Below are 22106 nucleotides of genomic sequence, written 5' to 3'. Positions count from 1 at the left end.
GACGGCAAAGGGTTTCGGGATTCGTTCGCGAAGCGAGGGCGCGGCATACTCGGAGAACGCGCCAACGACGATCAGCTTCGGCTACTGGAGGACGAAGTCAGGCCGCCCGCCCTGGGTGGAGAAGGCGGAAGAGGGGCATGCTGAGCGACAAAGCAACGAGAGGGAAGTGAAACCGGATTCGCAGGGCGTTCCTACGCTCGTACGTGCGCGCTTTTGGTACGAGTCCCTTGCAAGACGGCTCCAAGCACGATTCCCGGCTCACGATTGGCGATGGATCGCTATGGCATGGGCATTGACGCAAGAGCGTGATCTAGGCCCCGTCGAAGGCAGTAGCTTGGTTTGTCAAGTGCTTGCATCTAAGTCGGGCGAACCGTCAGCGTCCAGGCCTCACTTCAAGCTGGAAACGGAGGCTCGGGAACTGCTCTATGCGCACCGCATGCCGCCAGGTTGGCCGTCAGCTTACGTTTGTGACCTTCTCGATGTTCTGTTGGGCAGGAGCACACGAACGATCATGGGCGACGATCGTCGCGGCGGGATGCCGGTCCCCATCGACAAGTGGTCTTACCGAGACGCCGGGTACGTCGATGCGGAGGTCAAAGAGTACGTCACACGCAAGTTCGGAGCGTCAGAAGCTGCGCGACTCAAGCTCGACAGCTTTGGCGAGGATCAGTACGAGCACTGTGTTCGCCATTACGCCGGGCTTGCCAATGAATTGAATCGCATTGGCTGGCTTGGCGCCAACGACTGGCGCCCCCACCAGGTTGAAGCGATCGGTCGTCATTCGATGCATGTGCAAATGGGGGTGGAATTTCCTTGGCCAGATATGCTGTTCTAAGTCCGCGGTGAAGCAAAGGCCTCAATGTTGGGTTCGGGCTTCGAATGGCTGCGGCTACTTACTAGCGGAGGTCCGCCAGCGTATGCCACCCGGTGTGTGTCCCCATCGGTGACCGCACCGCAAGCACACCCGGTTATGGAAATCTCGATCAGTCCACCATTGCGGAATGCAGGTGCGCGGCTCTGCGATGGCAAGCCCCTTCCGGACTTCCGCCTCAAGTTCCGCCGGCAGGCCGGCTAGACCGAAGTGATAGATCGGGATGACCTTCAGCGAGCCGCAGTGCGGGCACGGTGTGTCACTGTCCGGCACGGACTCGGGCTCGATGGAATCAGCTGTTCCCCACATTCGCGCTGTCTCCTGGTTGGCACCTCTCGCCACGTGCTCCTGTCGAAGCGGCAGTTGTATGGCGTAGCCTTGGCGCCGCTTTTGACCGCTTGTCAGAGCCACAGGAATCATAGTCTGCCGTCGCGTCCGGTGTGGCCGCCCCTCCGCGCAGACGCCGCTTGTCGGTATGGCAGACAGGCTTAGCCGCCGTTCGCGAGGCGTTCGCGCCATCGCCTGTTTCCTTCTCGCAGTGCCTCCAGCGCCCGGCGCCGCCCCTCGGCGGTCTTCGGCCCAGTGCTTGCGCCACCGTGCAGCCTGCATCGGCGCGAGAGTTGGCCGTCCGGGCGTTTGAAGACGGGCGCCAGGCACGCGTGCCCGTCGCGGCATCTGGCGCCGCATCGAGGCCTCTCGTGCTTCGGGGGTACGGCGGCGCAGCGCGGCGGCCTGAGCGCGGCCTCGATCACGCGCTTCATGCCCGGAAGGCCGAGCGCCTCCAGAGCGAGCAGGGCGATGCGTGCCTTTGCAGCCGATCGGGATCGGCGATCCGTGCCGGAAGCGGGTAGGGGCTCGTCGACGGGGCCGGGGCGGCGCGAGCCGTTCCCCTTGACGCCTGCGCGCGTCTTTCCCTCTAGTTTGGACTCGTCCATGCCTTGCTCCCGTGAGATCCGATTTCCGTCGACGCACGGAAGAGGCTGCGAGCTCGCCTGCCCCTCCCGGGCCGCGTGTCCTCCTCGCGCAGCGCCAAGCCGAGCTCGACGAGTCGCCGGAGCAGCTCCGCGGCATGACTTGCGTCGCGAACTGCGCGCACATTACGGACCACGCGGCGCAGGCTCGACGGCCCATGCCGCAACAACCGGGCGAAGACGTCGGCCTCCGCCGTGGTCAATGCGGCAAGCGCCGCCTCACGGTGCTTGGCCTGCTCGGCGAGCAGCCGCAGCGTCGCAAGATTGCGCCGGCGCTGGTGCGGCGGCGCGGGTTTGTCTGCCGAAGAAGGTTCGTGCCGCGGCGCGCCCGGAGCCGCCGCGAGGATCTGGCGGCGCCGGGGCGCGAACGGCGACGGGGGGCGCGCGGCGTCATCGACCCGATGACCCGGCGTGCCGCGGCGGGGATCGACGACAGGCAGGCCGTGCGTACGGCTCATTTCGCGCTACTCCACTTGCGCCGGGATCAGTCGGCGACGCTTGTAGCGCACCACGGGCGCGGCGCGCGGTGCCTGGGCCGGCGTCGCACCGGTAGCCGTTGAACGGTCATCGCTGGCCGGCTTTCGATTGCGGCGGACCTTCAACTGGCCGGCAGCCGCGCGCCGGTGTCGCCGGTGTCGCCGGTGTCGCCGGGACACCAGGCCGGCGGGCTGTCCGTCGAGACTGATACACTCGCCGCCGTCGGCGAGCGCACGCAGATACTCGTCCGCCTGCGTCCAGTCGCGGAGGAAGGCCTGCAGGGCAGCCCTCGCGCGCTTCTTCGTGCCCTGGGGCGGCGCCAGCGCCATGAAGATCTCGCGGTGCACGCCAAGTGCCAGCGGGCGCGGTGGTCCGAAAGTCATCGGCCAGCGCGCGACCAGCACTTTCCGCAGTTCGTCGACCGTCACGTCGTCGCCCCCTCGTGGCCGCCTTCCACCCCGTCGCGGTGGCGACAGTCGTTGCACAGGCCAGACGCTCCCGGCTCCCCGCAGATCAGACAGTAGCCGTGACGTTCTTTCTCTCGGGCCGCGCCCTGGGTTTCCGTCCGTAACACCGGCACAAACGAGGACTGGCGCGGGTTTCCGGGCGATTCGGCACCCGTCACACAAGCGGCCGTGACGGATGGGTCAATCGGCCCGAAAGCCTCATGAATGCTGGATTGTGCCGGTGTGCCGGATGAATCGGCCGACTCCGGCTGCGAAGCCGTGTTGTGCGGCGAAAGATAGCGCTCGAACGCATCGTTGAATTGCTCCCGGAGGTATCCCTTAGCGGACTCTGCGCCGGTGCCGCTCGGCTTGATGCCGAACCGCCGGAGGCCTTCCCTCTCAGCGGCGCCGGGGACCAACCTGATGGAACGCGGACGAATGCCGAACGGCGCCAACTGCCGTGCCACTTGGCGTGCGTCGATGCCGTGCGCCACCACACGTGTGCGTGAATTCCAGTCAGACCAGGGCGCCTCGGGGTCGTCGATTTCGGCCAGTTCGTGCGTCAGCGATTCAGACCGGATGCGGTCGATGCCGAGCCGCATGAAGATGTCCCGGATGTCGGCCAGCAGACGTACCCCCGCGCCTTCATCTGTCGCATTCACGCTGCTTTCCTGAGCAGACAGTGCGAGTGCCGCGGCCCGGGCAGCGGCCGGCCAATGACCGCCCGCCGCGTCCGCAATGGCCACGAGGATGTGCCAGTTGTCGGCTGCGCGGTCGTTCAGGCTGTCCGGCAGCGGCGGTTCGGCGTCGCGCAGCCAGTCGGCCTGATCGTCCGCCCAGCGCGCGATCCTTCGCCGCAGGTCGCCGAATGCGGCGTCGTCGCGCGGCAGTCGCGGCAGCCTGCAGTTGGCGGGCTTGCGCTGCATTCGGATGGCCACGGCCCGGTCGGCCACCGTGCTCCACTTCCTCGCGAGGTCGCCGATCAACGCCAGCGCCTTCGGCGACCAGACGTTGAAGGCCCGAGTCTCATGCTCGTCGCCCACGGTACGCAGTACGTATGCGGCAGTGCGGCTGTGGCCAGCGTTGACGAGCCCGCGCAGCTCGCCCGTCTTGTCGCCCTCGAGGAGCGCGTCAAGCTCATCCAGCAGCACGGTCGGCATGTGTTGCTCGATGACTCGGAACAACGCCGCGACCGTCACGTTGCTGGTAGGCAGCGGGCGCCGGACGAGACGGGCCAACACGTCGAAAGTCCGACTCTTGCCGCAGCGCTTGACCGGAGAGGTAAGTACGAGCAGTGGCGCGTGCGTCGCCGAATCGATGACATAGGTGAACAACACCCACAGAGCGAGCACCACATCACCGTGCCGCGGCAGCGACACGTACCGCGAGAAGATCGACGTGATCTCGTCAAGCAGTACCGCGCCATCGACGGACTCAGGCCAGAGTTCCGGATCCTCGAATCGAAGCGCGCGACCCTGCGCGCCGTCGGCGCCCTCGTGCTCGACAAGTCCGAGGCGCTTGCGCGCCTCCTGCACCGCCGCGTCGAGCATGGTCACACGCAGCCCGAGCTGCTTTGCCTCGTCCTTTCGGCAGCGCTCGTATGCAAGCGTGGCAAGCTGGGCCAGTTCGTCGATGCGCGCCGTCATGAGCTCGGCGGGCTCCCTGCCGAGCACTGCGGTCAAGGCCGCCAGGCCGCCGGGCGGGCTGTAGAAATAGGTGATGCCGGTGCCGTTGTCGTGTACCGTCGCGCGGCCGTTGTCGTGCTTGCGCAGGATGCCGTTCTCGGAGGTGGAATCCCGGAAAGGCGCCTGGCAGCGGTACTTCATCCCGGCCTCGAACTCGGGGCTGTCGAGAAACTCGCGCAGCGTTAGCGCCCGGAACGCACCGCCGGGCGTTTTCACGTCGAGCAGTGTATCGGGCACGAGCGAGACGTAATCGCGCTGAACGAGCTTGCCGGCGTCGTCCCGCTCGACTTTTACGCCGGCTCCTTCCTCATAGACCCGCAGGGCCTTGTCGTCGGGCGCAGGCAGCGCGCCGAGCACGAAGCGGTGCCCGGCCGTCACGACGGGCTCGGCAGGCGCGAGCACGAGCCCGTCGCCTACCGCCGGCGCGCCGGCGTAGACGCTGCGGCTGATCGCCCACACACTCGCGTCGACAATCGCCGCCGGCGCGGATCCGATCGGCTTGCCCGGCGCGTTGCGCGCGAACTTCGGCTTACGCCAGCCAAGGCCTTCGCGGAAGAGCTGCGGCCGGAGCCGCTCGCGGAACTCGTCGGTCTGTTCCGGGTCGCCGACCTGGACCCACATGTGAAAGTTCGGGCTCGCGCTGAGCGGCGAGCCGTCCGCGCGGCAAACCCGCCCCTTCGAGCTCGGCACGATCACCCGGGCGCACCCGGCGAGCCCGGGCAGGGCCTGTTCGAGCCTTCGCACCGCTTCTTCGGGCGCCAAGGCGGCGATGTCCGCCGGCGTGTGCTCGTCGCGGTCGAAGTCGAAGAGGCGCCACGCCCCAGGCGTGAAGTTCTCCTTGAGCTTGGCGACGTGGACCACCTCACCGGTCCCGCCGCGCCGCGGCACTTTGAAAAGGCCGGCGGGTCGGGTGGCATTGTGTTCGATCCCCCTCTCGGAGAGCAGGCGGGAGAGATTCTTCTGGCTGTGAATCCGAAACGGCGTGGACAGCCCCTCGGTGCCCGGCACGAAGTCCGGGATCAGGTAGCGGTTCGCGGGCAGAATCTCGAGCAACTGGCCCATCGCCGAGACATCGGGTACGTAAGCGGTAACGGTGTCGCCCTCGATCACGTCGCCGCGGCTTTCCCAGACGGCCGCCCCTTCGTCGTCGAGATGGACATGCTTGCCGCAGGGCATGCGCGTCGAGACGATCGTGAGGTAGTCTCGGCTGGCGACCGGACCCTTCATGAGGAAACGCGCGGGAAGCCATGCGAATTTCGGCGCGCCAGCCGACTTACGCGCTTCGGGTTGGTCGGCAAGGCTGTTGAGGCGGTCAGGACTTTCGGGCTCCTGTGCCGCACTACCGGCCGGGTGTCTCTTGTTGTTCATCATCCCCGACCTCCGCCGGTCGAGGGGCGCCCCTGCGCTTCGATCCACGCGCGCAAGTCCTCGACGCGCCAGGCGGTCACGCGAGAACTGAGCTTGACGGGAGCGGGGAACTGTCCGGCCTTGATCCTGGCCCACAGCGTGGAGCGGCTCAGAGGCACATGGGCCAGGACGACCGGCAGCCTGGCAAAGCCGGTTTCGGGAAGGTCTTGCATGTCGCTGTCCTCGTACTGGTTTGGACAGCGATGAATCTATTTGGGTCCTGATCCGCCAGTGGCGAGACTGGCGGACGATTGGCGCGGCTCAACGGGGCTTCTTGTATCTCTCCACCGTGCGGACGCTCACTCCGCACTCCGACGCGACTTCTTGATTGAGTTGCTTCTCCTGCCAAAAAGGATGTTCGTCCTTCAGGCGCGAATACGTTGCCCTGAGCTTGGCGTGCCTCGCCGCTCTTTCTTCTGAGCTACCGTGGGTGGCGGCATGGCCTTTACGAGAGGCGTCCAGGACTTTCGCTCCGCGTCGGACATCCTCCTGCAGGCCCGAAATCACTGCGCTAGCTGTCTGGCTTGCCTCGCTGCCGGCCGCTGGATCTTCTTGCTTGCGAGCCGCAATGCCTTCCCTCGCGAGCTGTTCGAGCTTCCGCAGTCGCGGCTCTGTGCTTATTGGCGGCGCCGGCTTCACGCGCCTGGTTCTAGTCATGAGCCCGCCGCGTCAATGTCGATTCAGGTCCTACTCTTTCCGGCTCGTTACTTGTAGTAGAAGGGCGCGATTCCGAGTTCGTCTAGCGAGAAAGATCGCTCCACCGGGAACCCGCCTCGGACAAGGCTGGTGTTCGAGCACCCGCCACTGGTGGAGAGCGTCGACTGAAACGAAACGTTCGACACAGCGTTGCTCGAAGCGTAGTAGCCGAACCACTGGTTGCCCGATCTCACCGTTGAAGTCGCTCGCGCGCTGCCGGTCGGAAATGCGTCAAGGAGGTAGGCGCTTCCAGTGCAGTCCGGACCCGTAAAGTAGACACCAAAGTGGACGCTCCATTGCAGATGTGTCGATTGCCCGCTTTCTTGCTCAAGCGGGAACACTAGCGTCAATCCATCTAACGAGACAGCCACGCCGGGGAGGTTGCCCCGCGGAACATAAACCGCCCTTCCGACTGTCTTCCCGACTGAATCGACGACGAGCACAGGACCCGGGATGGGCTCTCGGATGGGCTTTGCGGCCCATACTGCGGTGACATACGAAATCCCAAGAAAGGCCGCTGAAATGGCTCTAAACGATCCCATGGGCTGATCTCCCAATCATTCATGCGCGAGGCGCTCTAAGTCCCGCCGAGAATGGGCACGGTCACGTGTGCCGTCATGATGCCTGACATAGCGCGAGGGTGGTAGGCCGGTGCATGGCTCAGCGTGGCGAGGGAACCACCGCTCGCCATCCTTCGGCTGTCTGGCGCGACTACTCGACCAACTACCTCCGCCGACGCATTCCAGGAACGAGGAGCCTCGGAGTACGATCAGCCGACGGAACGACAACGATTCTTGCCTCGGTCAGTCCGCCGGATTGACTCGATCCCTTGTCCAGCAGTTTGGGCCAGTTTGATCATGCTCGGCTCGCTCCTCAGCGTTGCCAAGTACGACGGGTGGATCTCCTCGGGGCTCGAGCGATCCGGGCTGAGGATGGCGCCGATAGCCACTTGGCTGGATTGTGTTTGGTCGACTCTGCGGCCGTGATTCCCAACCGAGCCGTCTTCCAGGAATGAATGGCCCGAGGATCCCGGGGCATGTCACCCTCGCGCAACGTTCGGCTGGTGTAGGGGTCGGCGCAAAGCTGCGGCAGGATCGTCGCGCGTTGCCTTGCCGCCAGGTTCAGCGCCAGGAGCCGCTGCTCAGAGCACGCGATCTTGTGCGACCAAGCGCTTGAGTCGCTGCGCTTCCTTGCTGGCGAAGGCGGGGTCGTCGATGCGAACGCTTCGTTCGTTGTTAGTAACTTGACGATTAGATAGCCAGTTGAAGCTGCCGACGATGAGATAGTCATCAACAATCACGAGCTTTTCGTGGTTCGCATAACAGCCGACATGTAGTTCCCCTCGCGACGCATCGGAAGAGCGGGCGATCTCACGCAGTTCGCTGAGCGCAATGTCTGTTACACGTGAAGTTTCATGAGTCCCTGCGGATGTTTGCCATCCGTAGGCGAGGTAGACATCTACGCCTCTTCGGAGCGCGTTCTTCAATTCCACAAGAAACTGCTGATCGGCAGCCGCGCTTCCAAGCCACCCAGACGCGATGCAGAGAACCGTTCGGGCGTCGGAGAAAGCCTTGAACAGGGCCGCGCGATGCTGCTTCCCATCTATGACAGTCCATGAACCGCTGGGAGGATGCTGGACGGCCGAGGCGACAAGCCGCTCAGACGCTGCAACTTGGGCAAGCTGCGCTGCCAGCGCCTTCGCGCGATTGTCGGCTTCGGCGACGGCGCCGTGCATGTTCTGATAGACAACGACACCAAGGTAGGCGCCCCAAGCAAGGCCACCCTGAATGACCATTAGCTTCGGATACCGAACCTTCAGGAACGTCCATATCGTCCAGCCAATGGCGGCGAGTAGCGCGGCGCGCCTGCTTAGAAAGATCCCCGCCAAGAGAACCGTAGAGACTACGGCCAGCTGCCAATATAAGGCTGTCATGCGAGTTTCCGTAGCGGTGATCTTTCGCGAACCCTCTCGTTTGGAGTCGGATCCGCACCTGAGAAAAGTAGCCGTGTCTCATCCATGAGGGACATCCGGGTGGCGAAATAGTCCATCTCGCGCCTCCCTGTTCGTTAACCCGGGAACAGAATCATGGCGCCGTTCGCATCTCATCGTCGGCAGGCGTACACGCACACCGCCCACAACACGATCGGCACCACCATCAGCCCGGACGCCTCGTGCCCCCAGGTGACCCAGCCGTCATACTCGGCCGCGCTGGCGATCGTGCCGAGCATGATCGAGTGCAGCGCGACGATCGAGATGGGGAGGGAGGCGAACCAGTGGATGAGGCGCTTCATTGCGTGTGTTCTTGATGTACTGTTCTTGTACATGCCTAGAAGAGGCGCTCCTGTCGGTCGATACCGAGGGTCATGCGGAACGGGTTCCTTTGCAGCGTGGGTAGCGTGAGCATCCCCAGAAGTAGCTTCCGGCATTTCGGCCGCGCCGGGCCATGCGCTGCCGCATGGGGCTACCGCACCTGGGACACGATGGCGCGACACGTGGTGATTGCCCCTGTGTAGGCGACCGAGACGACTGCGGAGCCTGAGGCAGTCCTGGCTGACTAGCACGTGGACTAGGCATCGACACGGAGCCGAGCGGCGCTGAGTTTGGAACGCGAATGTTCAGAAACCCCACGTCCGCTCGCGCCTGCATTAGCCGGCGGTGAACGCTAATAAGGACGGGATCCTCTCGTTGTGCGAATTCCTGAACGCGCCGAGCTCGCTGCTCCAGTTCATGTGCACCGCTGGTCAGCGTGCGCCGTAACGGGGAAAGCTTCGCTTCGACCAGGGAGGAGATCCGTGCCATCTCCCGCCGATCAGCGTCGTTTGACGATGCATCGTAAACGAAGCGACTTTCGTGCGCCTGACGCCAAGCAACGAGCCTTCCGATCAGCGCGTCACCAAAGCCCGGTACGGCCTTAAGTCGTGAACTTGAAATGTCTGCGGCGGTTCCGATACCAAATGACGACAAGACAGCGATCTTTGCCTGCCCAATGCCTTTGATGCCGGCGCGATCGATGTCAAAATTTTCTAGATAGGCGCTCCTTTGCCGGTCATATCGTTCTGTCTTGTAGTCGGAAATCTTACGATGCTCTTCGTCTCTTGCCGCAATGAACTTTTGCCGAGCGACTCGAAGTTCATCCTTCAGAGACACGAGGTCGCTATGCCCAACGCGCCGACGCCAAGCTTCGATCTCTCTATTCCATTGGTTTTGAGCGTCGAGCAACTCGCGTAGAAACCGTGTGCCATCGATCGCAGGTGTGGCCCCTTTGGAGCCAAGGTTTGACAGACCTATGCCGGCGAGAATCAAGGACAAGAGCCAAGCCTCCGGAGCAGCAAGCACTAGCCCAAAACCAGCAACAATTAGCGCAACGCCGATGACAGAACGGCCCTTGAATTTAACCTCCTTCGCCTGTATCGCAGCTTCGGAGGGACCGTGCGTGGCCGACTGAGGGATGCGTGGCTGGAGCTCTTCTGGAGATGGGATCTTGACTCGCTCAATGCGAGCCCAAATGATCTCAATGTCGAAGCGCTCCCTGCCGGGGTCAACTTGCCGAGTTCCAGGCCCAGAGGGAAAGTGCGGAACGAATAGGAAAGTCCCGAGTTGACCCTCCATCTCACACCACGCGCATTCGGATGCATCTCGAGGCCCGTAGTGGAGTGGGTTCTCTGCGCATTGAGCGAGCGTCGATTCGAACCTCTCGAGAGACGTCACCCATTCGTTCGCAGATGGTCTCCTGCCGATGGAACTTTGCAGGAAGGCGCGGTCGAACATCCGCGCAAGTTCCGGTGAGAAGTCCGGTAGCGACGGTGTCCCGGGGGGTTGATCCATCCCGACATTGCGACTCTCGGTGTACACGTACTTGAAGTTCCGAACGTTCTCATGCAGCGGCGGGATGTCTCCATTTCTCACCGTGCCAACAAACGGATGCCGACCCATAAGGAGCACTTGGAAGATGACGACCGCAAGCCCAAATGCGTCATGGTCAGTGGTTCGAACAATTCCACGAAGTGCCTTACCTTGAAGTTCCGGCGGCGTGTACTCGGGAACGCCAACACGACAGAGATACTGAGCCGAGCCGTCCGAGAACTGGAAACTGTCCGCGTCAATTAGTGCGGCGGTCGCTTTTTCGGAGACCAGGATGCCCGAGTGATTTATGTCGCCGACGACGCAGTTGGTGGCATGGATCGATGCGAAGGCTCGGGCAATGTTCGTTGCGGCCCTTGCTAGAAAGCGGTAGTCCGCCTGAGGGAAGTGCTGCTTGCGCGAACCCGGTGCATAAAGTTCGTGGACCGGCCGGAAGCCGCTCATGAGCCTCATCACGAAGCCCGCGAATGAGCCGTCTTTGAACTGGATCACGGAGACGGGGAATGCCGCCAGCGGAGCCCGCGTCGCAAGGTCGCTCTTGACCATGGCGGAGACCTTGTCCTTACGACTTAGTCGATCCGGCGTGGTGTACAGCTTGACAGCGTGGTTCGGGTCTCCTGTGATCGCATAGACTTCTCCCTCACCGCCCTTCCCAATGAGGCGGCCCAGAGCGACCGTCTTACCGGCGGCAATGACCTGCGGCGCAGTCATCGCAGGGTGGCTATGACTAGGGTCTTGTCGTCGTCAGTGCGGGCACACACTTGTTCGCTATCCAAGTACGCGGCCAGCGCCCGCGACAGGGCGGCGTCCTTCCCGTTGGGAACGGGGCTGTCGGTGACCGGAGCTGCCACCGCGGCGAAGAAGCGTTCAGCTGGTTTCCGAGTAGCCATATCGAGAACCATTCGTTCAATGCCGTCGCTGAAGATCGCGATTGCGTCGATCTCCTCGCTTATCGTACAGACTCGCACTTTGGCGGCTGGTTGATCCGTGACGAAACTTGTCATAGACGCGTACTCTCCGTGATCCGGCCACGTCGGTGCGACCCACTCTCCGGTGGCGCGCTCGCGTGTCACGGCACACCCATCCCCCACGTGGGCGAATACGGAGTGCTGCCCATCGGAGATGGCGCAGACGAGGGTGGCCGCGAAGTCGCGAGGCTCCTTGCCTCTGTGGGCCGCTGCACGGTAAATCCTGTCACGGGCCTGATCGACCCAGCTTTCCAGAGTGTCGCGACATGGGATCGGGTGCCCGAGGGACAGGTGCCGCCTGGCCGCAAGTCCAATCGTGCGGCAGATGAGCGCCGCGCCCTGACGACCGAAGATGGAGCTCCCGGCGCCGTCGGAAACGATGCCAACGAACACTTCCCGAAGGCTGGGCAACACCGTAAAGCAGGAATATGCATCCTGGAGTTGTTGCCCGCTTCTCCGATGCGATGTTCCAATCTGGGAAGCGCTGACCCAGATCCAACGATCCATTGCCTCTCCGATGTGTTATTCGACCACTGCCCATCCCTGTGGGGCGGCCGGATTCGCCAACGGCACAGGCTCGCCAGGGTTGGACCGTGACACCGAACTGAGCGATGCGGACAGCCACGCAAACAGTTCTCTGAATGCGATGCCTCTCAGTTTCAGTGGCTCCCGTACAGACAGTTGTTTAAGCATGCTCATGTCGGCGCTGTCCACGCCAACCGCATAGAACATGAACTCCTTCTTCTCCTCGCCGATGCGAACGAGCGAGGCAGCATTGCCCCAACCATCAGTCGGAGCCCCGTCCGTGATGAGGAACACCCAAGGGCGGTAGTACGCGATACCGTTGCTCTTGTACTGGTCTTTCCTCGCACGCAAGAGTTGGAGCCCTCGTTCGATCGCCGCACCCATCGGTGTGTCCCCACCGGCGTGCAGCTCCGGTGCGTAGAATTCGCTGGCGGATACAAAGTCGGCCTGGATTTGAACTGGGCCGAAGGTAACTATTGCCACTTCGACCCGCTTGGAGCTTAGCGAGTCGGCCTTCAGCTCGTCTTCGAACGATCGAAGCCCCTCGTTGAGCTGTTGAAGCTTGCCACCGGACATTGAGCCTGAAGTGTCGAGGAGCAGCAAACAGGCGCATCGTGGTTCCGGATTGTCGACAAACTCTGCACTGGCGAATGGCTTCTGATCGAGACTCATTGTGCTTCTCCTTATTGAGGCACTGACGACATCCTTGACTTTCTCAGATTTTCGGGACCTTTACGCCATTTCATCCAAACTGCCAACCTTCATGGTGTGTGCGCCGGCGGGGGAGTCCCTGAATATCAGACTCCCGTCGCCGAACGAAGAGTTGAACTAAGCGCATAGCACCGGCCATCGAATGCATTGCGCAGGGCATTCGGCGTTGGCTGATGATAGAACCGCAGGGGCTCACCAGACGACCCTCGACCCGACCGACGGGGGCGCGAACGGCGCTGTCGCCCGACCGCCGGGCCGGGTGCGGGCATCGGATCGGCCAGAAACCGGAACGAGTTCTGGCCCCGGGCGGGAGCCCCAATCGGGGCGCCCAGCCGAGATCCCGCCCCTGGTCTCCTGGGGTTGTGTCCGCCAAGTTGTGCAAATGGCGATCAGGGCTGAGGTCGGGCTGATCAGGCGGCGATCTTCATCGCCGCCTTCCTTTGCTCCTTGAGCAGGTCCATGTTGATGTAGCGGTTGTCCTCCAGCCAGGCCTCGTGCGTCTCGGCGCACAGCGCCCGCACCAGCCGCAGGCAGGAGTCCGGGTTGGGGAAGATCCGAACCACCCGCGTGCGGCGCTTGATCTCCTCGTTCAGCCGCTCCAGCAGGTTCGTGCTCTTCATGTGCTTGTGGTGCTGGCGCGGCAGCCGGTAGAAGGTCAGCGTCTGCCCGATGTTCTCCTCGGCCCAGTCGGTGAGCTTGGGGTAGCGCCGCTCCCAGCGCTTGAGCCACGCCGCCAGGTCGGCCTGCGCCTCCTTCAGATCTCGCCGGTCGTACAGCCAGCGCAGCTCCTGCAGGCAGTCGTCGTCGGCCTTGCGCGGCGGGTAGTCCAGTGCGTTGCGCAGAAAGTGCACGTAGCAGCGCTGCCAGGCAGCCTCGGGCAGCAGCTCGGCCACCGCCTTCTTCAGCCCGTCGTGGTCGTCCGACACCACGAACTCCACCCCGTTGAGCCCGCGCTCCTTCAGGCGCCGAACGAAGTCCTTCCAGCTCGTGGCCGACTCCCGGTTGGCCGGCTCCACCCTCAGCACCTGGCGGCTTACGCACCCAGTGGGCACAGTGGCGGCAAGGGCGATCGACGGGCTGCACTGCAGGTGCGGTACGACCTCGACCGACGTCGAGCCGTCCGGCTCGATCCGGGTTCGCTGGATCTGCCCGTCGGGCAGCTGCTCAATAACGAGCACGGCTCCGTCACCGAGGCGAAGGATCACGGGAGCAGGGTGGTCGGCCATGTTCGACATGATGCCGGCGGCGGATGCTGGTATCGATCGGCGGCAGATATGCCTGGAACTCCCCATTCGGGCAATGGAAACAGCTCACTCGGCTGTCGGCGAACACAGTTGCTCGGGATGCGCAACCGGCGTCGCAGCGGGCCCGCGCTTGAGCGCGTCGAGATAATCGGCCCATGCTTGCATCATTTTCCGCCGTTCGGGAAGGTGCGCAGTCCGGTTGTACGCCCGGCCGTTCGGATCTCGAACCGCATGCGCCAGTTGATGCTCAATCAGGTCGGGCCGAACGCCCAGTACTTCATCGAGGATTGTCCGCGCGACGGCTCGGAAGCCGTGGCCGCTCATCTCCTCCTTGGGGATGCCAAGCCGGCGCATTGCAGCGAGGATCGCGTTGTCGCTCATCGGCCGTCCGTTCGTTCGCGCGCCGGGGAACACATATTCGCTTCGCCCGGTCAGCTTGTGAAGCTCGCGAAGGATCGCCACGGCTTGCGTCGCAAGAGGGACGATGTGAGGGGTTCCCGTCTTCGTCACGGTGTAGCGCCACTCGGCGGCGTCCAGGTCGATATCGGCCCAGCGGGCCTTCCGAAGCTCCCCCGGGCGCACGAAGACCAGCGGGGCGAGGCGCAGGGCGCATTGAACCGTAGGTGTGCCGATATAACCGTCGAGCGCGCGCAGGACTTCCGCGAACCGCTCCGGTTCGGTCACCGCGGCGAAGTGCGCGCCCTTTACTGGCGGCAGCGCGCCACGAAGATCGCTTGACGGGTCGCGCTCGGCCCGGCCGGTGGCAATCGCGTATCGGAAAACCTGTCCGCAGTTGCCGAGCGCTCGATGCGCGGTCTCTACCGCCCCGCGCGCCTCGATCCGCCGCAGCACGGCCAACAGCTCTGGCGCAGTGACCTCCGCCACCGGCCGCCCGCCGATCCACGGAAAGATGTCCCGTTCGAGGCGCCGAATGATCCGGTCGCCGTGGGCAGGATTCCAGGTCGGCGCGAGCTTCCCGTACCACTCTCGCGCCACGACCTCGAAGCTGTTCGCCGCCCGGTCGGCCCGTGCCGATCTGATGGCTTTGCGGTGCTCGCTCGGGTCAATCCCATCGGCAAGCAGCCGCCTGGCTTCGTCGCGTCGCGTCCTCGCCTTGGCAAGGGGGGTCTCCGGGTAGACGCCCAGCGAGAGGCGTTTCTCCTTGCCCCCAATCCGGTACTTCAGCCGCCAGTACTTGCCCCCGGTCGGGGAGACCTCCAGGTACAGCCCGCCCGAGTCGGCCATCTTGTAGGGCTTCTCGGTCACCTTCCCGGTGGGCGTCCGGCCAGGCTTGGCGTTCCGGATTGCGGTGTCGGTCAGGGGCATTGTGGGGGCATCTGCCTGGCGGTCTGGTGAGTTGCCCCGGATGTTGCCCCCGGCCGCCAGCGGATGTCAATGGACGTCGCCGGACTCTGTTGGGAGAAAAATCCAATAAAAAACCCGCACTTAGGCGGGTTTTTGAACTCCAGCGGACCTCGCTGGACGGTGAATTGGTGGAGCCGGCGGGAATCGAACCCGCGTCCGCAAGTCCTCTACGACCAGTTCTACATGCGTAGTCGCTCTATTTGGATCTCGGTGGGCGGTTAGCCGAACGACAGGCCGCCGCACACCCAGTCACCTTGAGTTTCGCGCCTGGACCAAGTGACCCGGCCCGGGCGCTATCCGACTGAAGTTACACCGCAGCCCTTCCGGTTGCCCGGTCAGGCCCAGCCCGTCGGCTGACTGTTGCGGCGCTCGCGGGGTTTAAGCCGCGAGGGCGAAACGCTCGTCGTTGGCGTTTGTAGATTTGCCAAAGGATTTACGAGGACTTGGCGCCTCGGCATGCCCTGTGCCGCTTCGCTACCCACGTCGAAACCAGGTCGGCCCCGGGTGTTCAGCGTTGCTGCTACAGCAACTCGTTCATGATCTCACATATGACGGCTGGCGGTCGGTTTTCAAGTGGCCGCCGCTGACAAATGTTTGCAGCGGTCCGGCATCGGCCGTGGCCGGCTGCATCGCACTCAATTTGGGGTTTCCGCTTGGAATTCAACGCCGACTTCTCGCTTCGCGTCGTGCAGACGCCCGACCAGGCCGCCTGGGTGCCTTCGCCGCTGCCGGGGGTAGAGCGCCGCATGCTCGACCGGGTGGGCGGCGAGGTCGCCCGCGCGACCAGCATCGTGCGATACGCACCGGGCAGCAGCTTCTCGCGCCACGTGCACGGCGGCGGCGAGGAGATCCTGGTGCTCGACGGCGTGTTCTCCGACGAGTCGGGCGACCACCCGGCCGGCACCTACCTGCGCAATCCGCCCGGCAGCGCGCACGCGCCGTTCTCGCGCGAGGGTTGCACGCTGTTCGTGAAGCTGTGGCAGTTCGCGCCCGACGACCTGGCGCCGGTCCGCATCGACACCCGGACCGCCCCCTGGCATCCCGGACTGGTGCCGGGGCTGTCGGTGATGCCGCTGCACGAGCACGACGGCATCAGCACGGCGCTGGTTCGCTGGGCGCCCGACACCCGCTTCTCGCGGCACTTCCATCCGGGCGGCGAGGAGATCCTCGTGCTGCAGGGGCTCTTCGCCGACGAGAACGGCGAGTACCCCGCCGGCACCTGGCTGCGCAGCCCGCGCTGGAGCGAGCACGCGCCCTGGGCGGGGCCGCAGGGCGCGCTGATCTACGTGAAGGTCGGCCATCTGGGCGCGACGACCGTGCCCTTGCCGCTCGCTTCGTGAAGAAGACGCTGCTGGTGCTCGGCGCGACCGGGCAGGTCGGGGCGCAGGTGCTGCGGCTGGCGCTCGCCGACGACCGGGTGGGGCGGGTCGTGGCGCCGACCCGGCGGCCGCTGTCGGCCCGCGAGGCCTTCGGGCCGCGCCTGGAAAACCCGGTGGTGGATTTCGAGAGTCTGCCCGGCCAGGCGGACTGGTGGCGGGCCGACGCGGCGATCTGCGCGCTGGGGACGACGATGCGCCTGGCGGGCTCGCGGGAGGCCTTCGCCCGGGTCGACCGCGACTACGTGGTCGAGTCGGCGCGACGGGCGCGCGCTGCGGGAACCCCGGCTTTCGGCCTCAATTCCTCGTTGGGCGCCGATCCCGCTTCGAGGAACTTCTACCTGCGGATCAAGGGAGAGGCCGAGCGCGATGTCGCCGGGCTCGGCTTCGAATCGCTGACGATCGTGCGGCCGTCGCTGCTCGAGGCGGCCCGGCGGCCGGACTTCCGGCCCGGCGAGGCGGCCGGGCTGCTCGTGGCGAGGCTGCTCGGCCCGCTGGTTCCGCGCCGCTACCGGCCGGTGCGGACCGAAGCCGTGGCGCGCGCCCTGCTCGAGGCGGCGCTGCGCGCCGAACCCGGCACCCGCTTCATCGAGTCCGGGTCGCTCGGGCGGGGCTGACGCCCGCCCCTGCGGGCGGGCATCGAGGCGCTCACTGCGCCTTGCCGATCTTCTGCACGACGCCGGCCATCACCTTGGCGTCGTCGGCGACGAACTTCGCGAACTCGGGCGCGTCGAGGTACTGGATCGGCGTGCCGGCGGTGCCGATCGTGCGGATCACCTTCTCGTCGGCTGCCGCCTTGCGCGAGGCGTCGCGCAGCTTGGCGATCACCGGCTCGGGCGTGCCGGCGGGCACGAACACGCCGGCCCACTGCGAGAACTTCACCGGCACGCCGAGCTCGGTCAGGCTGGGCACGTCAGGCAGGGCCTTCAGCCGGCCTTCGCCCCAGTGCGCGAGCACCCTCAGCTTGCCGGCCTTCACGTGCTGCACGACGGTGGCCGGCCCGGTGGCCAGCGCGTCGACCTGCTCGCCGAGCAGGCCCACGATCGCCGGGCCTGCGCCGGTGTAGGGCACGTGGACCATGAAGGTGCCGGTGGCCTGCTTGAGCATCTCCATCGGCACGTGCATCGTGCCGTAGTTGCCCGAGGAGCCGAAGGTGATCGAGCCGGGCTTGCTCTTGGCGTGCGCGATGAAGTCGGCGTAGGTCTTCCACGGGCTGTCGGCGCGCACCGCGAGCACGGTCGGGTCGGCGGTGAAACGCGCGATCGGCACCAGCTGGTTCATCTGGTACATCGGCGAGCGCTTCAGCACCTTGTCGGCCTCGGGGATGATCGTGATCGACGACAGCGCGAGCAGCAGCGTGTAGCCGTCGGGCGCCTGCTTGGCCGCGTGCGCCATGCCGATGCCGCCGCCGGCGCCGGCCTTGTTCTCGACCACCACCGACTGGCCGAGGTAGCGGCCCAGGGCGTCGGCCACCGGCCGGCCCACGGTGTCGGCCACGCCGCCGGGCGGGAAGGGCACGACCATCGTGATCGGGCGGCTCGGGTATTCCTGCGCAAGGGCCTGGCCGGCGAGCGGGGCCAGCACGGCGACGACCGCGGCGCTGGCGAGCGTCGCGGTCAGGGCGCGACGGCGGTTGGTGGTGTGGTTCATCATCGGTCTCCTGGGTCTCGTTACCGGGCCGCCCCGCGCGTGGCGCGAGCGGCGGTCCGCAGCGGATGATGGCACAAGCCGCGCCCGGTCAGGCGCGCGAGGATTCCGTACCCAGGCCCGGCCGGCTCAGGCGCGCGCGAGTTCCAGCGCGTGGAGCAGCTGGAGCGGGGTGTCGATCAGGTGATCGGCGCCCCAGTCGGCGGGCGCGGACTCGACCCCGCAGAAGCCGTAGGCGGCCGCCACCGTGCGCATCGCGGCGGCGCGGCCGGCCTCGATGTCGCGCAGGTCGTCGCCCACGTACACGCAGCGGGCCGGATCGACGCCGGCCAGCCGGGCGCCGTGCAGAAGGGGCTCGGGGTGCGGCTTGGCGAAGGGGGTGGTGTCGCCGCCGATCGCGCAGACCGAGCGCTCGCCCAGGCCCAGGCCTGCGACGATCGGGCGCACGTAGCGCTCGACCTTGTTGCTGATCACGCCCCAGCGAATGCCGGCGCGGTCCAGCGCGTCGAGCACCGCGTCCATGCCTTCGAACAGCCGGGTGTGCACCAGCATTGCCCGCTCGTAGCGGGCCAGGAACTCGTCTCGCAGGGCGGGGAAGGCCTCGTCGTCGCGCTCGACGCCGAAACCGCGCAGGATCAGGCCGCGCGCGCCCATCGATGCGTAGGGGCGCAGCGCCTCGAACGGAACCGGCTCGAGCCCGCGCTCGGCGCGCATCGCGAGAATCGGCTCGACCAGGTCACGCGCGGTGTCGGCCAGCGTGCCGTCGAGATCGAAGAAGACTGCCTGCAGCATCGCGCTCAGCCCGGCTTGCGGACCGCGACCGCGTAGTTCACCGACACGTCGGTCTGGTGCAGCGAGTACACCTGCGTGATCGGGTTGTAGGTGAGGCCGGTCATCTCGACGGTTTCCAGGCCGCAGCGCCGCAGCGCGCCGGCCAGCTCGGAGGGCCGGATGAACTTGCCGTACTCGTGGGTGCCGCGCGGCAGCAGCCGCAGCACGTACTCGGCGCCGACGATCGCGAACAGGAAGGACTTCGGATTGCGGTTGATCGTCGAGAAGAAAAGCCAGCCGCCGGGCTTCGCGAGCTGCGCGCAGGCCCGGATCGTGGACTCCGGGTCCGGCACGTGCTCGAGCATCTCCATGCAGGTGACCGTGTCGAAGCCCTCCGGTTCCTCGGCGGCCAGCGCCTCTGCCGAGACGTGCCGATAGCGGACCGCAGCACCGGATTCCAGCGCATGCAGCTCGGCCACCTTCAACGGCCGCTCCGCCAGGTCGATGCCGAGCACCTCGGCGCCGCGACCGGCCATCGATTCGGCCAGGATGCCGCCGCCGCAGCCGACGTCGACCACCCGCCTGCCGCGCAGCGGCGCGAGCCGGTCGATCCAGTCGAGCCGCAACGGATTGATCCGGTGCAGCGGCTTGAACTCGGACTCCGGGTCCCACCAGCGCGACGCGAGCGCGGAGAACTTGGCGAGCTCGGCCGGGTCGGCGTTGGCCGCCGGAGCGGCCCGGTCGGGATGTGCGGTGTCTGCGTTCACGGGACGGATTCTAGAGGACGAAAAAAAACCCCGCCGAGGCGGGGTTTCTCCCGAGGAGCCGACCTAGGCCGGCTCCGAACCGGGATCAGCGACGCGGACGGGTGCCGACGACCTCGACTTCCACGCGACGGTTCTTCGCGCGGCCATCGCGGGTCTTGTTGTCGGCGACCGGCTGCTTCTCGCCCTTGCCTTCGGTGTAGATCCGGTTGGCTTCGATGCCCTTGCTGACCAGGTAGGCCTTCACGGCTTCGGCGCGACGGACCGACAGTTTCTGGTTGTAGGCATCCGAGCCGATGCTGTCGGTGTGGCCGACGGCGATGATGACCTCGAGGGTCACGCCGCGCAGCTTGGCGACCAGATCGTCCAGACGGGCCTTGCCTTCGGGCTTGACGACGGCCTTGTCGAAGTCGAAGAAGGTGTCGGCAGCGAAGGTGACCTTCTCGCTGGTCGGGGCGGGAGCGGGCTTCGGAGCGGGCGCCGGGGCAGGAGCCGGGGCCGGAGCGGGCGCCGGGGCCGGAGCGGCCTTGGGCGCGGGCGGCGGCTCGCAGGCGGCCTTGGGCAGCAGGTCCTTGTCGCACTCGCAACCGACCGGGAACTGCGCGCCGGGCAGCTTGAACGAGCCGGCGGCCTGCGGCGACCAGTAGCCGGTGCGAACGCACAGGTTGTTGCCGCTCTTGACGACCTTCATGTCCGGGCTGAGGACGTACGGGGCTTCGGCAGCGGTCTGCGCGACGGCGGCCGTCGAGGCCAGCATCGCCGACACAGCCAGGATTGCCAGTTTGACCGGTTTGTTCATGTTTCTCCTCTCGGTAGGAAGCGATTCAGCGGTAGAAGGCTGGGGCAGGCTGGATCGCTCGATTCGAACCCGCCGGGAGCGGGATGCAAACGCGGGCTGTCAGTCAGCCTGACAGGATTTCACGTATTCGATTGTGCCATAGCGAGCTACGGCCGACCAATTCGCCGACCGCCTCGCTTGCGTCGGCGCAAACCAGCTGTCGCTTCCTGACAACATGCCGGCCGTCTACCCAGACGTGCTGGACATGTTCGCGGCCGGCTGCGTAGACGAGCTGCGAAACCGGGTCGAAAACCGGCGACAGCTCGGCGGCCGACAGGTCGACTGCGACCAGGTCGGCCTGCTTGCCGGGTTCGATCGACCCGATCCGGTCGTCGAGTCCCAGCGCCGCGGCGGCGTCCAGCGTCATCGCCTGCAGCACCCGCGCCGCCGGCCAGGCATCGGCCCGCCCCGAGGTGCCCTTGGCAAGCAGCGCGGCGGTCCTGGCCTCCTGCAGCAGGTCGAGCCGGTTGTTGCTGGCCGAGCCGTCGGTGCCGAAGCCGACCCGGATGCCGAGCTCGGCCAGGCGCGCGGCCGGCGCGATGCCGCTGGCCAGCTTCAGGTTCGAGTGCGGGCAGTGGGCCACCGAGGCGCCGCTCGCCGCCAGCAGGCGCAGGTCGGTCTCGTCGAGATGGACCGCGTGGACCGCGATCAGTTCGGGGCCGACCAGGCCCAGCGCATCCAGCCTTTCCAGCGGCCGCTTGCCGTGCCGGGCCAGCGACTCGGCGATCTCGTCGGCGGTTTCGTGGACGTGGGTGTGGATCGGCAGGCCGAGCTCGCGCGCGAGCACCGCGACCCGCTTCAGCGTTTCGTCGCTCACCGTGTAGGGCGCGTGGGGTGCCAGGCAGAAGCTGACCATCGGGTTGCCGCGGTGCCGGTCGCGCAGCTCGAGTCCCTTCCTCAGGTAGTCGCCGGCGTCCGACGCGTAGGCGCTCGGGAACTCGATGACGATGATGCCGTGCGCGCTGCGCATCCCGAGTTGCAGCGCCGCATCGACCGCTTCCTCGGGAAAGAAGTACATGTCGTTGAAGCAGGTCGTGCCGCCCAGCAGCATCTCGTATGCGGCGAGCAGGGCGCCGTCGCGCACGAAGGACGGCGAGACCAGCTTGCCCTCCAGCGGCCAGATCCGGGCGCGCAGCCAGTCCTGCAGCGGCAGGTCGTCGGCGACACCGCGCAGCAGCGACATCGCCGCGTGGGTGTGCAGGTTCACGAACCCGGGGACCAGCAGGTGGCCCGGCAGCGGGGTCAGCGCCGCGTCGGGGTGGCGCTCGCGCAGCGCGTCCAGCGGCGCCAGCTCGGCGATGCGCCCGTCCTCGACGAGCACGGCGTGGCCGGAGAGCACCGTCGCCTGCGGGGCGACGGGAGCGATCCACTGCGGGGCGAGGATGGCGGCATCCGGCATGCGGGCGTTCCCTGGGCTTGGACCGGCGAGATTTAAGCACAGCCCGCCGGGAGGCGGGGGGCTGGCGTGTTAAAATTCAAAGG

Annotated in this window: 19 protein-coding genes, 1 other RNA gene and 1 pseudogene; 3 read left to right on the top strand and 18 right to left on the bottom strand. The window is 65.9% G+C overall.

Annotated features, from left to right (window positions below; genetic code table 11):
- Positions 1-511: 511 nt before the first annotated feature.
- A complete protein-coding gene (locus M6I34_RS06020) occupies positions 512-835 on the top strand; it encodes a hypothetical protein (RefSeq protein ID WP_272484792.1) in 324 nt (107 codons plus the stop codon).
- A gap of 524 nt (positions 836-1359) precedes the next feature.
- Here the strand turns inward: M6I34_RS06020 and M6I34_RS18255 are convergent.
- From M6I34_RS18255 to ssrA, 13 genes and pseudogenes are all read right to left on the bottom strand, one after another.
- The gene (locus tag M6I34_RS18255; protein WP_418953535.1) at positions 1360-1632 is read right to left on the bottom strand and encodes an HGGxSTG domain-containing protein; all 273 of its coding nucleotides are present in this window, start codon (positions 1630-1632) and stop codon (positions 1360-1362) included.
- Between the two features lie 155 nt (positions 1633-1787).
- Positions 1788-2300 (bottom strand): hypothetical protein, encoded by a 513-nt coding sequence (locus M6I34_RS06015; RefSeq protein ID WP_272484791.1) that lies wholly within the window; start codon positions 2298-2300, stop codon positions 1788-1790.
- 6 nt (positions 2301-2306) lie between these two features.
- Positions 2307-2747, bottom strand: a complete 441-nt coding sequence (locus tag M6I34_RS06010) for a ProQ/FINO family protein (RefSeq protein ID WP_272484790.1) — start codon at positions 2745-2747, stop codon at positions 2307-2309.
- Positions 2744-5821 (bottom strand): DUF3631 domain-containing protein, encoded by a 3078-nt coding sequence (locus M6I34_RS06005; RefSeq protein ID WP_272484789.1) that lies wholly within the window; start codon positions 5819-5821, stop codon positions 2744-2746. The genes M6I34_RS06010 and M6I34_RS06005 overlap by 4 nt, the downstream gene beginning before the upstream one ends.
- Positions 5818-6030, bottom strand: a complete 213-nt coding sequence (locus tag M6I34_RS06000; protein ID WP_272484788.1) for a helix-turn-helix transcriptional regulator — start codon at positions 6028-6030, stop codon at positions 5818-5820. Before M6I34_RS06000 ends, M6I34_RS06005 begins: the two co-directional genes overlap by 4 nt.
- Positions 6031-7694: 1664 nt before the next feature.
- A complete protein-coding gene (locus tag M6I34_RS05995) occupies positions 7695-8486 on the bottom strand; it encodes a phospholipase D-like domain-containing protein (RefSeq protein ID WP_272484787.1) in 792 nt (263 codons plus the stop codon).
- Positions 8487-8656: 170 nt separating this feature from the next.
- Positions 8657-8845, bottom strand: coding sequence for a hypothetical protein (locus M6I34_RS05990; protein ID WP_272484786.1), 189 nt, complete (start codon positions 8843-8845; stop codon positions 8657-8659).
- Positions 8846-8915: 70 nt separating this feature from the next.
- The gene (locus M6I34_RS05985) at positions 8916-11126 is read right to left on the bottom strand and encodes a helix-hairpin-helix domain-containing protein (protein WP_272484785.1); all 2211 of its coding nucleotides are present in this window, start codon (positions 11124-11126) and stop codon (positions 8916-8918) included.
- The gene (locus M6I34_RS05980) at positions 11123-11890 is read right to left on the bottom strand and encodes a PP2C family serine/threonine-protein phosphatase (protein ID WP_272484784.1); all 768 of its coding nucleotides are present in this window, start codon (positions 11888-11890) and stop codon (positions 11123-11125) included. The genes M6I34_RS05985 and M6I34_RS05980 overlap by 4 nt, the downstream gene beginning before the upstream one ends.
- 15 nt (positions 11891-11905) lie before the next feature.
- On the bottom strand, positions 11906-12580 hold the full coding sequence (locus M6I34_RS05975) for a vWA domain-containing protein (RefSeq protein WP_272484783.1): 675 nt from the start codon (positions 12578-12580) through the stop codon (positions 11906-11908).
- 449 nt (positions 12581-13029) lie between these two features.
- A pseudogene (locus tag M6I34_RS05970) lies at positions 13030-13650 on the bottom strand (IS256 family transposase); the annotation flags it as partial.
- Between the two features lie 279 nt (positions 13651-13929).
- Positions 13930-15189 carry a tyrosine-type recombinase/integrase gene (locus M6I34_RS05965; RefSeq protein ID WP_272484782.1) on the bottom strand — a complete coding sequence of 420 codons (1260 nt, stop codon included), beginning with the start codon at positions 15187-15189 and terminating at the stop codon, positions 13930-13932.
- Positions 15190-15354: 165 nt separating this feature from the next.
- Positions 15355-15730: a transfer-messenger RNA gene (gene ssrA, locus M6I34_RS05960) on the bottom strand.
- Between the two features lie 151 nt (positions 15731-15881).
- On the opposite strand from ssrA, the gene M6I34_RS05955 reads away from it, so the two are divergent.
- Positions 15882-16568 (top strand): cupin domain-containing protein, encoded by a 687-nt coding sequence (locus tag M6I34_RS05955; protein ID WP_272484781.1) that lies wholly within the window; start codon positions 15882-15884, stop codon positions 16566-16568.
- Positions 16565-17221 carry an NAD(P)H-binding protein gene (locus M6I34_RS05950; protein WP_272484780.1) on the top strand — a complete coding sequence of 219 codons (657 nt, stop codon included), beginning with the start codon at positions 16565-16567 and terminating at the stop codon, positions 17219-17221. The genes M6I34_RS05955 and M6I34_RS05950 overlap by 4 nt, the downstream gene beginning before the upstream one ends.
- A 31-nt stretch (positions 17222-17252) precedes the next feature.
- Here the strand turns inward: M6I34_RS05950 and M6I34_RS05945 are convergent, their stop codons facing one another.
- From M6I34_RS05945 to M6I34_RS05925, 5 genes are all read right to left on the bottom strand, one after another.
- The gene (locus tag M6I34_RS05945; protein ID WP_272484779.1) at positions 17253-18254 is read right to left on the bottom strand and encodes a Bug family tripartite tricarboxylate transporter substrate binding protein; all 1002 of its coding nucleotides are present in this window, start codon (positions 18252-18254) and stop codon (positions 17253-17255) included.
- Positions 18255-18380: 126 nt separating this feature from the next.
- Positions 18381-19043, bottom strand: coding sequence for an HAD-IA family hydrolase (locus M6I34_RS05940; protein ID WP_272484778.1), 663 nt, complete (start codon positions 19041-19043; stop codon positions 18381-18383).
- Between the two features lie 5 nt (positions 19044-19048).
- Positions 19049-19789, bottom strand: a complete 741-nt coding sequence (ubiG, locus tag M6I34_RS05935; protein ID WP_272484777.1) for a bifunctional 2-polyprenyl-6-hydroxyphenol methylase/3-demethylubiquinol 3-O-methyltransferase UbiG — start codon at positions 19787-19789, stop codon at positions 19049-19051.
- Between the two features lie 85 nt (positions 19790-19874).
- Positions 19875-20585 carry an outer membrane protein OmpA gene (gene ompA, locus M6I34_RS05930; protein WP_272484776.1) on the bottom strand — a complete coding sequence of 237 codons (711 nt, stop codon included), beginning with the start codon at positions 20583-20585 and terminating at the stop codon, positions 19875-19877.
- Between the two features lie 103 nt (positions 20586-20688).
- On the bottom strand, positions 20689-22023 hold the full coding sequence (locus M6I34_RS05925; protein ID WP_272484775.1) for a TRZ/ATZ family hydrolase: 1335 nt from the start codon (positions 22021-22023) through the stop codon (positions 20689-20691).
- Between the last annotated feature and the right edge of the window lie 83 nt (positions 22024-22106).

Origin of the sequence: Zeimonas sediminis (genome assembly GCF_023721795.1) — a bacterium.
Lineage (GTDB): Bacteria > Pseudomonadota > Gammaproteobacteria > Burkholderiales > Burkholderiaceae_E > Zeimonas > Zeimonas sediminis.
Note: the sequence above shows the minus strand (reverse complement) of the source record. Positions and strands in the feature narration are given on the sequence as shown.